Source organism: Paraburkholderia sediminicola (assembly GCF_046026855.1).
In the GTDB taxonomy this organism is placed as follows: domain Bacteria; phylum Pseudomonadota; class Gammaproteobacteria; order Burkholderiales; family Burkholderiaceae; genus Paraburkholderia; species Paraburkholderia sediminicola_A.
On sequence record NZ_JAQQET010000002.1, the window covers coordinates 79,733 to 93,175 of the forward strand.

Genomic DNA, 13,443 nt, shown 5'->3' on the forward strand with positions numbered 1-13,443 from the left:
AAACGGGCCAGCCCTGTGTAGGGCTGGCCCGCTCACTGCGCAAAAATCACGTCTGAGGATTCGCGTCGTCTGTGGTTTGAGCATTGTCGGCGTCGTCCTGCTTCTCGCCGTCTTTCTTCTGGACCAACGACTCCAATGCGCCGGCGCCTTCAAAGCCTGCAACCGCTGCAATGCCCTTTGTTAGCAAGCCTGCATCCGGATCGACTTTCTCTGCTGCCTCAACGGCTGCTACTGCCCCTGCGATCTTGCCTACTTCGTCCAAGAGTCCCATTTCGCCCTCCGCGAGAAAAAGTGAAATGCCATCCTCTCACGAACTCGACGCCTTGTCGTCAAATGTAAAATTGACTTACCAGTTTGCCGCCAGCCCGAAATGACATTGAAAGAAATCGTTCATACGCGTGCTTAAATCGCCTTCGTCACCGCACGGTTGCAGCCGGATCGGTCATGCTGGCGTGGCCCGTTTATAACCGTTCGGGGTACGTGGCCCAGTTGAAGGGCTGCAGCTTCCTGGTGTCGAATCGCCGTTTGTGACACGCGAGAGTCGTGCTGGAAAGCAGGTGCACTGCTTTTGACCTCTAGCGCCTGGGTGGCTGCGGGTTATTCGCCGGATTGGTATCGAACCGTGCGACGCTTCTGACGCCATCGTCACTGACGATTGCCTCCAGTTCGGCTTCCAGCACGTCGGTGATTTCCCTGCCGTATATCTCGTCGCCATTCACGTAGACAGTGAACGACTGCAAGTACTTCGCCTTTTTCTCCGGGTTCTCAATCGTCTGCCGGGTCCATTGATAAAGCGGATAGTTTTCCGGATCCTGCTTTTCTGCTTCACTCACATAGTCGGCGAAAGCGTCAAATTGACACTTCAAGGTCGCGTTGTGCCTGCTCAAAACATCACGAAGCGAGGCATGCGAGGCGCTCGCCGGTTCTGCACGCAGATCGCTTGCAAGGTCAGGCGAGACGGAGATTCTTAGCTGGAATTGCCATGTGGTGAGTTCCATGTCTACCTCGGTATCGAATCACGAGCGCGCGCTCGCGGACGTGAGAGAAGGTAGCACGACCGCGATCCATCGGCGCTTCGAACCAAAGCGCAGATTCTGAGCCTCGTCACCCGCGTCAGCCAGAAACGCATCCACCTCAAGCTGCTTTCTGGCAAGCAGTCCATCAGCACGCTGCTCTCAATCCAGCAGCAGGAAATCCCTTTCCTGTCTGTCGATCAGTAACAGGGGCCGCTCGCCCCGATGGCATAGCTCGTGCTTTGTAGTCCATCGGGTCAAGAGCCTGGCCGCTCTGGCTTACTCCACCTATCGACTCAAGAGCAGGCGCATGACATCACAAAACCAGCGTGAAAAATTGCCACTTTCATACGGCACCGACTATGAACAGTTGGCCGCCAGATTCAGGCCGATCTTCGACAGGATCGCGGCAGGCGCGCTCGAACGCGAGCGCAATCGAGCGCTTCCCTACGAGCAGATTGTCTGGTTGAAGGAGGCCGGATTCGGCGCCGTCAGGGTGCCGCGCGAATACGGCGGCGCGGGTGCGTCACTCCCGCAACTCGTGCGACTTCTAATCGAACTGGCCGAGGCCGATTCGAGTTTGCCGCAAGCATTGCGCGGCCACTTCGCCTTCGTCGAAGACAGGATCAATACGACACCCGGCGCTGCGCGCGAAAAATGGCTGCAACGCTTCGTGGCGGGTGAAATCGTCGGCAATGCGTGGACCGAAGTCGGTGCAGTCAAGATTGGAGACGTAATCACGCGTGTATCGCGTAGCGACAACCAGTGGGTCGTCAACGGAACGAAGTACTACAGCACGGGTAGCATCTTTGCCGACTGGATCGACGTCTACGCGCAGCGCGACGACAATGGCGCCGACGTCATCGCGGCGGTGAGCACGCATCAGGTTGGCGTCAAACAAAGCGATGACTGGGACGGTTTCGGCCAACGTACCACCGGAAGCGGGACGTCTGTTTTCGACAACGCCGTGGTCGAGGAAGAGAACATTATCGATTTCTCCACGCGCTTCAAATACCAGACGGCGTTCTATCAACTCGTGTTGATCGCCGTGATCGCAGGTACGGGGCGCGCCGCATTGCGTGACATTTCGCATGAAGTACGCAAACGTACCCGGGTTTACAGCCACGGTAACGCGCCGCGCGTCAGTGAAGACGCTCAGGTGCAGCAGGTGGTGGGACAAATAGCGGCACGCGTGTACGCGGCAGAGGCCGCCGCCGTGCGAGCCGCGGAGCCATCACAAAGCGCGTACGAAGCGCGCTTCGGCGCGGACCGCGATGCTGAACACGCTGCGAACGTGGCGGCCGAAATTGAATCGGCAAAGGCGCAGGTCGCCGTAGCCGGTTTGATTCTGCAGGCCACCACCGACCTGTTCAATGCACTCGGCGCTTCGGGCATTAGCGAAAACAAACTATTGGATCGTCACTGGCGAAACGCGCGCACCGCTGCGTCACACAACCCGCTGATCTACAAGGAGCGGATCGTGGGTGATTGGGAAATCAACGGCACTCAACCACCGTTTGTCTGGCAGATCGGCAACAGCAGATCGGTAGAGTAATCCACTTGCGTCGCAGTGTGCTGCGTCGAGCGTGGGCCGATTTCGCAAGCGGCCCATGCTCGCGCCTCACCGCATGCGGATGGATAGTGCACATCCGGCGTGGCCGGATCGTGTCTACTTTTGCGCGGAAATCTGCTTGGCCCGAATCAGTCGTGCGCGCAACACATTGCGGCTAATGCCGAGCAGCCTCGCAGCCTGAATCTGGTTCCGGTAGCAGAAGTCGAACGCCACGCGCATCACCGTGTCTTCGATCTGTTCGAACAGATTGCCCTCTGCGTTATCGAAGAGATGACGCAACGCCCCCTCCAACCCTTCCAGCGGTGTGGACGCAACAGGTTCACTCGCCGCGCGTCGCGCCGCGTGAATCCCGAACGACGACATCTGCAGATCGCCCTCGCCCAGTGAATCGCTGCGGCACACCAGCAACGCATAGTGGATAACGTTTTCGAGTTCGCGAATATTGCCGGGCCAACTATGTTCCAGCAACTTTCGCTCCGCGCGCGGCTCAATGCCAACGGGGCCGTAGCCCAGCCGGTTCCGGTACTCTTCAATGAAGTAGCGGGCCAGCGGCAAGATATCGCCAGGCCGATCGCGCAGTGTCGGCACGGCCAGATGCACAACGTTCAGTCGATAAAACAGGTCCTCGCGGAAATGGCCCGCCGCCACCGCGTCCTGCAAGTGCACATTGGTGGCCGCCAGCACGCGCACGTCGATGGGAATGCTCCTGCGCGAGCCGAGCCGCACGATCTCACGTTCCTGCAATACGCGCAGCAGCTTGACCTGCATCGACAGCGGCAGATCGCCGATCTCGTCCAGAAACAGCGTCCCGCCATTAGCGGCTTCGAACCAGCCGGGTTTGGCACAGAACGCTCCCGTAAACGCGCCTTTCTCGTGGCCGAACAACTCGCTCTCCACCAGCGATTCGGAGAACGCCCCGCAATTGACCGCGACAAACGGGCCGTTCTTGCGAGCACTCAGGTTATGCACATGGCGTGCGACCAGCTCTTTACCCGTTCCTGTCTCGCCGATCACGAGCACGTTAGCGTCGCTCGGCGCCACCATGCGAATGCGTTCGAGCAACGCCAGCGATTGCGGGTCGGAGAAGACCTGGGCGGTCGCGCGAATGGACGTGGTCAGCGTGCGCTTGTCGGGCATCGTCAACACAGGCAGTGCTTCCGTTCGCTCGATGACCGACCGGTCCGGTAACGCGTGATTGAGTGAATAGTTCATGAGTAGAAGCTCGGCGTCGGATATCGTTGCGTCAGAGCCCATTCGCCGATTTCTCGAAGCTTATAGGCAAGCGGATCGTGAAGCGTATGGGTGCGCAGATTTCGCCAGTGGCGGTCCAGTCGCAGCGCGCCATGCGTCGCGCGCGCGCCGGCCACATCGAACATACGGGTACAGATGGTGAGCCCGATTTCGGTGGCGGCAACTTTGGCCGTTGCGATCGCCAACGCCACCTCGCCGCGCTCGGTGTCGGTCAGCGCATCCGCTCTGTTCCAGGCCGCATCGAAACGGTCTGCCGCGCGATCGGTCAACAGCCGCGCCGCCTCGAGGCCCGCCCAAAACTCGCCGTACTGACCGAGGATATAGGGATCCGCCGCGGTGGTTTGCACGCCAGACGTATGCCACGGACGCGCTTCATGAAGCGTGTAATGGCGAGCATCGTTGAATGCGCTTTCGCCGATGCTGAGATAGACATTCGTCAGAATCAGTTGCGCGAGCAAGGGACGCAGACAGGCAAAAGGCGTCGAGAGCGGCCCGGGGTCGGTCAGAATCTCGTGATTCTCCACACGCACCTTTTCCAACGTCACGGTGCCGCTGTCCGTTTGGCGCTGGCCGATGTTGTTCCAATCCTCCGCAACGGAAATACCCGTGCGCCCGGTCGGTATGGCCGCGACCAGCAACGTTCCGGTGCCGACGTCTCGCGCGGAAGCAATCAGCATTTCAGAATCGAGGGCGCCGGAACAGAAACTCTTCTGCCCGCTGAACTCGCGCCAATCCGCGTGCGAGTGGCTGACAGCCCGCTCATCGAGTGGGTTTAACGCATTGCCCCAGAACCACTGGCGGCGGGCAGTCTGTTCGAACCAGGCGCGCCACTGCGCCGGCGAACCGAACAGACGCACGGTTGCCAGCATCAGATGATGGAAGCCAAACACATGGCCGAGCGAACTGTCGGCCCGCCCGAGTGTGCGAACCACGTCCAACGTCTGCTGCCAGTTGGCGCCGAGCCCGCCATGCACTTCGGGAATACTCATCGCCAGAAGACCGCTGGCGCGCAATGCGTCGCGCTCGGCTTTCGGTGTTCCGCCCCGCGCGTCACGCTCAGCGGCGGTGAGCGCAAAAGTGGTCGCGAGCCGCTGCGCGATCTGCAGTGGCGGTTCAGTTGCCGATGCAGTCGCCGCGCCCGGTAGCACGGAAGCCGGAGCATCCGGCAGTACGTAGGTCGAATTCATATGGGCAAAGACACTCACCCCGCTACGTGCGGGTGGGACCGTTATCTGTCGGTTGACGGGTGTTGAATGGCGTCGATCAGGATTGCTTCCTGAGAGACATATTCTGACCATCTACCGCGACTTCCGATGCATTTTGTTGTGGTAACCAAAGTCAAATTGCTGCTTACGCAGCAACATCGTTATGGATGCTGCCTCTGCATCAGCATCACCTCCTCCCCACGCCTCCCTGGCAGCAGACCTACTGGAATTCTGAAAGCCTGCACGTCCATCGCCGGAACACAGAACTGCTGCTCCAGCAGCAGCGTTGAGGCCATATTGCTTCGTCAGCTTCATACGTCAGCCTGCAATGGTTCTATGCCAGCGCGATATGCACGGAGGCAAAAACCTCAAACGGTTATGCCGTTTGACTTGGCGCGCGATCGCCGTGGGTCCGTAGATTCCCTCCATGCCAGTCCTGTCCCCGCAAAACCGGATGGCACGGTATTCGCTAGATAAGCTGCACTCCCGATTAATTTTCTTTCGCTTGAAAGGATCGTTCGAATGAGCAACAGATTGAAAGTGGTCGCCGTCTCCGGCGGATTGCAACGGCCGTCGCGCACTCTCGTCGTGGTCGAACGCCTGCTTGCCTCGCTCGGCGACACGCTGCCGATCGACGCGCATCTCGTCGAATTGGGACAGATCGCCTCTCGCCTCGCCAGCGCGGTTCAACGCTCGCAGGTCCCGGCCGACGTGGAAGCACATATCAAGGCGATCGAATCGGCAGACCTGCTGGTCGTCGCAAGCCCGGTTTATCGCGCGTCGTATACGGGCCTCTTCAAGCATCTGTTCGATCTCGTGCATCACGAGGCGCTGTTCGACGTGCCGGTTCTGCTGGCCGCAACAGGCGGCAGCGATCGTCACGCGCTCGTCATCGATCATCAACTGCGTCCGCTGTTCAGCTTCTTTCAGGCTCGCACGTTGCCGGTCGGCGTCTATGCGTCGGAAGCGGATTTCAGTGGCTACGCGATCTCGAACCCGGCACTGGAAGAGCGCATTGCGCTCGCCGTGACGCGCGCGCGCCCATGGCTGCATGCCGGCCGCATCCCTGCTTCTTTCCCGCAAGCCGCAACGCTCGCGGCATAGCCCTTTCATCCCATCCTCAGGAACATCATGAGCCAGAACCCCTCTCACGACGACGCCGTCAAGTTCGCCTACTGGGTGCCCAACGTCAGCGGCGGTTTGGTCGTCAGCACGATCGAGCAGCGCACCGACTGGAGTCTCGAGTACAACGAGAAGCTCGCACAAACCGCGGAGAAAGCGGGTTTCGACTACGCGCTGAGCCAGATCCGCTTTACCGCCGGATACGGCGCGGAATATCAACACGAATCGGTTTCGTTCAGCCAGGCGCTGTTGCACGCGACAACCAAACTCAAGGTGCTGGCCGCGATTCTGCCGGGTCCGTGGCACCCCGCTGTCGTTGCCAAACAACTGGCCACAATCGACCATATTTCGAATGGCCGCATTGCGATCAACGTAGTGAGTGGCTGGTTCAAAGGCGAATTCACCGCACTCGGCGAACCGTGGCTCGAACACGACGAACGCTATCGCCGCTCGAAGGAATTCATTCAGGCACTCAAGGGCATCTGGACGCAGGACAATTTCACCTTCAAGGGTGACTTCTACCGCTTCAACGATTACACGTTGAGTCCCAAACCGGTACAAAAACCGCATCCGGAAATCTTCCAGGGCGGCAGTTCGCGCGCCGCGCGTGATAACGCGGCCAGTGTCTCCGACTGGTACTTCACTAACGGCAATACGCCGGAGAATCTGAAAGCGCAAATCGACGATATTCAGACCAAGGCAGCGAAAAACAATCACAAGGTACGTATCGGTGTGAATGCCTTCGTGATTGCCCGCGATACCGAAGAAGAGGCCAAGGCCGTGCTCGCCGACATCATCAAACATGCGCACGTCGAAGCCGTGCATGCTTTCGGCGACGCCGTCAAACAGGCCGGCCAGGCTTCACCGGAAGGGGAAGGCAACTGGGCCAAGTCGAGTTTCGAAGACCTCGTGCAATACAACGACGGTTTCCGCACCAATCTCATCGGTACGCCGCAGCAGATCGCCGAGCGCATCGTCGAATTGAAATCGATCGGCGTGGATCTCGTGCTGACGGGCTTTCTCCATTTCATCGAAGAGGTGGAGTATTTCGGCAAACGGGTTCTGCCGCTGGTGCGCAAACTCGAACTCAAGCAGCAGACCAAGGCCGCTTGAACATGACCCAGGCACCGCCGTCCACGCTACCGGACTGGCTGCGCCATCAGGCGCAGCACCGGCCGCACGCCATCGCATTGCGGCACAAGCGGCTGGGCACATGGCACGCGTTGTCGTGGCAAGACGTCGCAACGGCGGTCGAGCAGTTAGCCGGCGGCCTCGCACAACGTGGCTTTGCGACGGGCGACGCGCTGCTGCTCGTCAGTCATCCGCGCGAAGAGGCGCTGCTACTGTCGCTGGCGGCGCAGTGGAACGGTGGCGTCGCGATACCGCTCGACCCACACCTCGCTGACGACGCGTTGCGCTCGGTACTCACGCTGATTGCGCCATGCTTCGTGTTTGCCGAAGACGACAGTCAGATAGATCGTCTGTTGACGCACGAGGGATTGCACGTGATTGACGCCAATCCGCGCAACTTGACTCCGCATCCGCATCCCGCCGTAACCGACTACCGTGCATTGCCACTCCACAACGAGAACGGTTTGCCACCCGCTGTCCGGCCCCATGACGACGCATTCGCCTTCGTGCGCCACGATGCCGATGGGCAACTCGTTGAACAGCGTTTCCCGCATGCAACGCTGGTGCGTGAAGCACAGCAACTCGTCGCCACAGAGAAACTGAACGCAGACGACGAAGCGTTTGCCGCACGCGCATTCGCCGCCGCATCTCAGGCGCGCTATCTGATTGCGCCCTGGCTACTGAGCGGCTTTCGCCTCAATTTCCCGGAGTCGCTCGCAACCCGCGACAACGATCGCCGCGAACTCGCACCGACACTGGTTGCCGGCACTCGCGAAACTTACGCCCGCGTGGCACAACTCGTCGACGAGCGTTTGCCTGGCACGCGCTCGTGGCGACGCCGTCTGATCAATCGTGCGCAACGCAGACAGGGAGGTCCGTTGGCCCGTGCGTTGACCTGGTGGCTCGTCACCCGTCCGCTACGCGAAGTGATCGGGTTCTCACGCACCCATGCGGCGCTCGTCATCGGGCCGCCGCTCGACGACAAAACTGCGGCGCTATTCGAGGCATTACGCGTCGACGTGCGCGCCTGGCCCGATACCGGCGACTGGCAACGTGTCGAACATAAGCGTCAGGCGGCGGCACCGCAACGCTATGCGGCAGACGGTGCGTCTGAACAACCGGCCTATTGATTATTGATGCATGACTCAACGTTCAATGACTTCACCCTCGAACCCGCTCCTCTCGCTCGACCATATCTCACTGTCGTTCAAAGGCGTGAAAGCAGTCACGGATATCAGTTTCGCTGTCCGTGCGGGTGAAATCTGCGCGCTGATCGGCCCGAATGGCGCTGGCAAAAGCTCATTGCTCAACGTGATCAACGGCGTCTATGAACCGCAGCACGGCAGCGTGCATTTCGACGGCCACGCCTATCGGCGCATGAATCCGTATCACGCGGCACACAGCGGTATTGCCCGCACGTTTCAGAACATCGCGCTGTTTCGCCGGATGAGCGTACTGGACAACGTGCTCACAGGCCGCAATCTGCATCGGCGCAGCACGTGGTTCGAGCAGACTTTTGGCATCGGCCGCGCGCGCAGCGATGAAACGGCGCAACGCCGCTATGCCGAAGTCGTGATCGAGGCGCTCGACTTGCAGCGCTATCGGCACACCACCGTCGGCACCTTGCCATACGGCGTTCAAAAGCGCATTGAACTGGCCCGCGCCCTCGCCGCCGAGCCACGTCTCTTACTGCTCGACGAACCGATGGCCGGCATGAATGCCGACGAAAAACGTGCAATGGCCGGCTATGTGCTCGACGCCAACACGCAATTCGGCGTGACCGTCGTACTCATCGAGCACGACATCGGCGTGGTGATGGACCTGTCGGATCACGTCGTGGTGCTCGACTACGGCAAGAAGATCGCCGACGGCGCCCCAGCCGATGTGCGCACCAACCCGGACGTGCTGGCCGCTTATCTCGGCACCCGTCACTGAGAGAATGAACGACATGGGATTTTTCCTTGAGGTACTCGTTGGCGGCTTGCTGGCGGGCGTGATGTATTCGATGGTCGCGATCGGTTTCGTGCTGATTTACAAAGCATCCGGCGTATTCAATTTCGCGCAGGGTTCGATGGTTCTGTTTGGCGCGCTCACGTACGTGAGTCTGGTCGAACGGCATGTCAATCCCGTGCTTGCATTCGGCTTGACGCTAGCGGCACTGGTGCTGATTGCATTGCTGATCGGCCGCCTCGTATTGCGGCCGCTGGTCAATCGGCCACCCATTGTCCTGTTCATGGCGACGCTCGGCCTGAGCTTCATTCTTGAAGGCGCGGCGCAATTATTCTGGGGTGCCCAGGTGCACGGTCTGGATCTGGGCATCGACGACAAACCGCTGAACGTGGCCGGCGTCATGATCAGCCAGTTCGACGTCTTTGCCGCGGCGACCGCCGGCGCGCTGGTGATCGGCCTGTCGCTTCTGACCAATCGCACGCGACTCGGCTTGTCGCTGCGGGCCGTCGCCGACGATCCGCTCGCTGCGCTCGCCATCGGCATACGGCTGCCGCGCGTGTGGGCGATCGTATGGGCGCTGGCAGGCTTTGTCAGCCTCGTGGCGGGGCTCCTGTGGGGCGCGCGCCTCGGCGTGCAGTTCTCGTTGTCGCTGATCGTGCTGAAGGCGCTGCCGGTGCTGATCATCGGCGGATTTTCGTCAATCGGCGGAGCGATTGTGGGTGGTTTATTGATCGGCGCATCGGAGAAGCTTGCCGAGGTCTATGTCGGCAGCCTGCTCGGCGGCGGCATCGAAAACTGGTTTCCCTATCTGCTCGCGATGCTGTTTCTGCTCGCGCGGCCTGTTGGCCTGTTCGGCGAACCCGCCGTCGAACGCGTGTGAGGCTGGCTATGTCATCTCCTCACGCCACCGTCAACGCACCGCGCAAGTTCAAACCGTACTCGGTGCAATTGCCGCGGCTGAAGTTATCGCTCACAGCAATTCTCGCGCTGATCGCGTTCATCGCCGTGCCCGTATTCGGCAACGACTATTGGCTCAACGCGATTCTGATTCCGTTCCTCGTGCTGTCTCTCGCGGGACTCGGGCTGAACCTGGTCACGGGCTACGCGGGCCAGCTCTCGCTCGGCTCCGCTGCATTCATGTCGGTGGGCGCCTATGCCACCTACAACCTGATGGTGCGGGTGCCGGGCTTGCCGCTGGTTGTCGATCTGCTGCTCGGGGGATTGATCACGGCCGTGGTCGGCGCCGTGTTCGGTTTGCCGAGCTTGCGCATTAAGGGGTTCTACCTGATCGTCTCGACGCTGGCTGCCCAGTTCTTTGTCGAATGGATCTTTACGCGAGTCAGCTGGTTTTCCAACGACGACACCTCAGGCGTGCTCAGCGCGCCGCGCCTCACAGCGTTCGGCTGGAAAATCGACACGCCGGCCGCACGTTATCTGCTCGTACTTGGCGTCACCACGATCCTGTTCCTGCTCGCAACCCGCCTCGTACGCAGCGAACTCGGCCGACGCTGGATGGCCGTGCGCGACATGGACACTGCCGCGCGCGTGATCGGCATTCCGATCGGCCGCACCAAACTGCTCGCGTTCGCGCTGAGCTCATTCGTGATCGGCATTGCGGGCGCATTGTGGGCGTTTGCTTATCTGGGCACGGTCGAGCCGCACGGCTTCGATCTCAATCTGTCGTTTCAGGTGTTGTTCATCATCATCATTGGCGGCATGGGGAGCATCGGCGGGAATTTTCTGGGCGCAGCGTTCATCGTGCTGTTGCCGATCCTTCTCTCGAATGCGGCAGGCGCGCTCGCCAGCGTCGGCATCGAAGCCGGTCAGTTGCAGAACCTGCAGAAGATCCTCTTCGGCACATTGATCATTGTTTTTCTCATCAAGGAGCCAGACGGGCTCGCAAGGCTGCTTCAGACCGCGCGCAACCGTCTGCGCGACTGGCCGCTGCGCGCATGAATCCGGTTTCATCCATCGCTCTTTTAACCATCGTTTATCTATTCAAGGTCTATCCAGTATGAATTTCATTGACTCCCTCAAGAGGCGTGGGACGGCTTCGCGCGTTGCTGCTGTCGCAAGCCTCATGCTTGCCCTCGCCGCCGCATTTGCGTCCAACGCGCAGGCCGCGGGCGAAGAATACTTCCCGCTGCAAAGCTACCGCGTCGGGCCGTATGCGGCAGGCGGCAGCGGCTTCTTCGGCGGCTTCATCGACTATATGAACCTGATCAACAAGCGCGACGGCGGCGTCAACGGAGTCAAGCTGACGTGGAGCGAATGCGAAACCGAATACGTCGTGGAAAAAGGCGTGGAATGCTATGAGCGGCTCAAGGGTGGCCTGAACGGCGCGCCGGCTGCGGCGACCAATCCGCTTTCAGTCGGGATCGCCTACGCGACACTCGACCGCTCAACCGCCGACAAGATCCCGCTGGTCACGATCAATCACGGTCGCACGGATTCCACCGACGGCGCCGTGTTTCCGTACGTGTTTCCGCTTCAACTCAACCCGTATAGCGAAGTCTCGGCGATCATCAATTACATCGGTCAGCAGTCAGGCGGCCTGAATCAGCTCAAGGGCAAGAAGATCGTGGTGCTCTACCATGGTTCGCCCTATGGCCGTGAGACGATTCCCGTGCTCGATGCGCTCGCCAAAAAGTATGGCTTTGAACTCACGCAGATCGAAGTCCCGCACCCGGGTAACGAACAGGGCTCTCAGTGGCTCACCATCCACCGGATCAATCCGGACTGGGTGATTCTGCGTGGCTGGGGCGTGATGAATCCGGTCGCGTTGAAGTCGGCGCAGAAGGTGGGCTTTCCGGCGAATCACATTATCGGCAACATCTGGAGCAATTCGGAAGAAGATGCGCGTCCGGCGGGCGACGCCGCGAAGGGCTTCATTTCGATCACTACGCATCCGTCGGGTACCGGGTTCCCGGTGCTTCAGGCGATCAATCAGTACGTGATCAAACCCGGCAACGGCAACCTGAAGGACCCGGCGCGCTTCGGCACGGTGTACTACAACCTGGGCGTCGTGAACGGCATTCTCAATGTCGAAGCGTTGCGCGTGGCTCAGGCGAAGTACGGCAACAAACCGCTTACTGGCGAACAGGTGCGTTGGGGATTCGAGCATTTGAATCTCGACGACGCGCGTCTTAAACAGCTGGGTGCGTACGGCCTGGTTCAACCGCTGAAGTTGTCGTGCTCCGATCACGAGGGCGGCGGCGCCGTGCGCTTCCAGCAATGGGACGGACAGCAATGGAAAGTGATCAGCGGCTGGGTTCAGGCGGATCGTGCCCTGCTGCGCCCCATCATCGAGAAGTCGGCGAACGCGTACGCGAAAGAAAAGGGTATTACGCCGCGCGATTGCAGCAAGGATCTCTGAGCATGGGCGCCGCCCCGATCCTGCAGGTCGAGGACATTGCCGTGACGTATAGCCAGCTCATTCCGGCATTGCGCGGCGTTTCACTGACAGTGCCGTCCGGCGCCATCGTCGCGCTGCTGGGCGGCAATGGCGCGGGCAAGACGACCACGCTGAAGGCCATCTCGAACCTGATTCGTGCCGAGCGGGGCGAGCTGACGTCGGGCCGCATCGCGTATCGCGGCGATGCCACTACCCACGTGGACCCGTGGACGCTCGCCGAACGTGGGCTCGTCCAGGTGCTGGAAGGGCGGCGTTGTTTTGCTCATTTGTCCGTCGAAGAAAATCTGCGGCTCGGCGCGTTTGTGCGCCGGCCTCAACGCGCTGAGCTCGAAGCGGATCTCCAACGCATCTACGGGATCTTTCCGCGGCTCAAAGAACGCCGCAAGACGCTCGCGGGATATACGTCCGGCGGAGAACAGCAGATGGTTGCGATCGGCCGCGCATTGATGGCGCGGCCCTCGCTGGTGTTGCTCGACGAACCTTCTATGGGACTGGCCCCGCAAGTCGTCGAAGAAATCTTCGAGACCGTGGCTGCACTCAATCGCAACGACGGCGTCAGCTTTTTGCTGGCTGAGCAGAATGCGGCGATCGCGTTGCGGTATGCGCAGTCGGGATATGTGCTCGAAGGCGGACGCGTGGTTGCGCATGGGAAGGCAGACACGTTGCTGGAACTGGATGCGCTGCGCGATGCCTATCTTGGGCGTGGCACACCCGTCACGAGTAGCACGCGCCGGGGATCACGCCACGCTGCCCTGCGAGCGAGCGGCTAACGCCACGGACGCC

General features: G+C 60.5%; 13 protein-coding genes. 9 read left to right on the forward strand and 4 right to left on the reverse strand.

The features are described 5' to 3' along the window. Window positions 1–46: 46 nt before the first annotated feature. Both PQR40_RS02520 and PQR40_RS02525 read right to left on the reverse strand, forming a co-directional pair. Window positions 47–271 carry a hypothetical protein gene (locus PQR40_RS02520; RefSeq protein WP_408334243.1) on the reverse strand — a complete coding sequence of 75 codons (225 nt, stop codon included), beginning with the start codon at window positions 269–271 and terminating at the stop codon, window positions 47–49. A gap of 304 nt (window positions 272–575) precedes the next feature. Then, window positions 576–998: a hypothetical protein gene (locus PQR40_RS02525; RefSeq protein WP_408508370.1), complete on the reverse strand. Its 423-nt coding sequence runs from the start codon at window positions 996–998 to the stop codon at window positions 576–578. A 325-nt stretch (window positions 999–1,323) separates the two neighbouring features. Between PQR40_RS02525 and PQR40_RS02530 the strand changes: the two genes are divergently transcribed. Next, window positions 1,324–2,568 (forward strand): acyl-CoA dehydrogenase family protein, encoded by a 1,245-nt coding sequence (locus tag PQR40_RS02530; RefSeq protein WP_408508371.1) that lies wholly within the window; start codon window positions 1,324–1,326, stop codon window positions 2,566–2,568. 114 nt (window positions 2,569–2,682) lie between these two features. Here the strand turns inward: PQR40_RS02530 and PQR40_RS02535 are convergent, their stop codons facing one another. Both PQR40_RS02535 and PQR40_RS02540 read right to left on the reverse strand, forming a co-directional pair. Beyond that, on the reverse strand, window positions 2,683–3,798 hold the full coding sequence (locus PQR40_RS02535; RefSeq protein ID WP_408389532.1) for a sigma-54 interaction domain-containing protein: 1,116 nt from the start codon (window positions 3,796–3,798) through the stop codon (window positions 2,683–2,685). Beyond that, on the reverse strand, window positions 3,795–5,024 hold the full coding sequence (locus PQR40_RS02540) for an acyl-CoA dehydrogenase family protein (protein WP_408389534.1): 1,230 nt from the start codon (window positions 5,022–5,024) through the stop codon (window positions 3,795–3,797). Before PQR40_RS02540 ends, PQR40_RS02535 begins: the two co-directional genes overlap by 4 nt. Before the next feature lie 540 nt (window positions 5,025–5,564). Here PQR40_RS02540 and msuE point away from each other — a divergent pair. The 8 genes from msuE (at window position 5,565) to PQR40_RS02580 (ending at window position 13,430) form a co-directional block, all read left to right on the forward strand. Beyond that, the gene (msuE, locus tag PQR40_RS02545; protein WP_408334255.1) at window positions 5,565–6,146 is read left to right on the forward strand and encodes an FMN reductase; all 582 of its coding nucleotides are present in this window, start codon (window positions 5,565–5,567) and stop codon (window positions 6,144–6,146) included. 27 nt (window positions 6,147–6,173) lie between these two features. Next, window positions 6,174–7,277, forward strand: coding sequence for a dimethylsulfone monooxygenase SfnG (gene sfnG, locus PQR40_RS02550; protein ID WP_408508372.1), 1,104 nt, complete (start codon window positions 6,174–6,176; stop codon window positions 7,275–7,277). 2 nt (window positions 7,278–7,279) lie between these two features. Next, on the forward strand, window positions 7,280–8,425 hold the full coding sequence (locus tag PQR40_RS02555) for an AMP-binding protein (protein ID WP_408224076.1): 1,146 nt from the start codon (window positions 7,280–7,282) through the stop codon (window positions 8,423–8,425). A 25-nt stretch (window positions 8,426–8,450) separates the two neighbouring features. Continuing rightward, window positions 8,451–9,230 carry an ABC transporter ATP-binding protein gene (locus tag PQR40_RS02560; protein WP_408508452.1) on the forward strand — a complete coding sequence of 260 codons (780 nt, stop codon included), beginning with the start codon at window positions 8,451–8,453 and terminating at the stop codon, window positions 9,228–9,230. 13 nt (window positions 9,231–9,243) lie between these two features. Then, on the forward strand, window positions 9,244–10,125 hold the full coding sequence (locus PQR40_RS02565) for a branched-chain amino acid ABC transporter permease (protein ID WP_408224082.1): 882 nt from the start codon (window positions 9,244–9,246) through the stop codon (window positions 10,123–10,125). 8 nt (window positions 10,126–10,133) lie between these two features. After that, the gene (locus PQR40_RS02570; RefSeq protein WP_408508373.1) at window positions 10,134–11,201 is read left to right on the forward strand and encodes a branched-chain amino acid ABC transporter permease; all 1,068 of its coding nucleotides are present in this window, start codon (window positions 10,134–10,136) and stop codon (window positions 11,199–11,201) included. Between the two features lie 124 nt (window positions 11,202–11,325). Continuing rightward, window positions 11,326–12,621 carry an ABC transporter substrate-binding protein gene (locus tag PQR40_RS02575; RefSeq protein ID WP_408334267.1) on the forward strand — a complete coding sequence of 432 codons (1,296 nt, stop codon included), beginning with the start codon at window positions 11,326–11,328 and terminating at the stop codon, window positions 12,619–12,621. A 2-nt stretch (window positions 12,622–12,623) separates the two neighbouring features. Beyond that, entirely contained in the window at window positions 12,624–13,430 is an 807-nt protein-coding gene (locus PQR40_RS02580; RefSeq protein ID WP_408389544.1) for an ABC transporter ATP-binding protein, read from the forward strand. Window positions 13,431–13,443 lie beyond the last annotated feature (13 nt).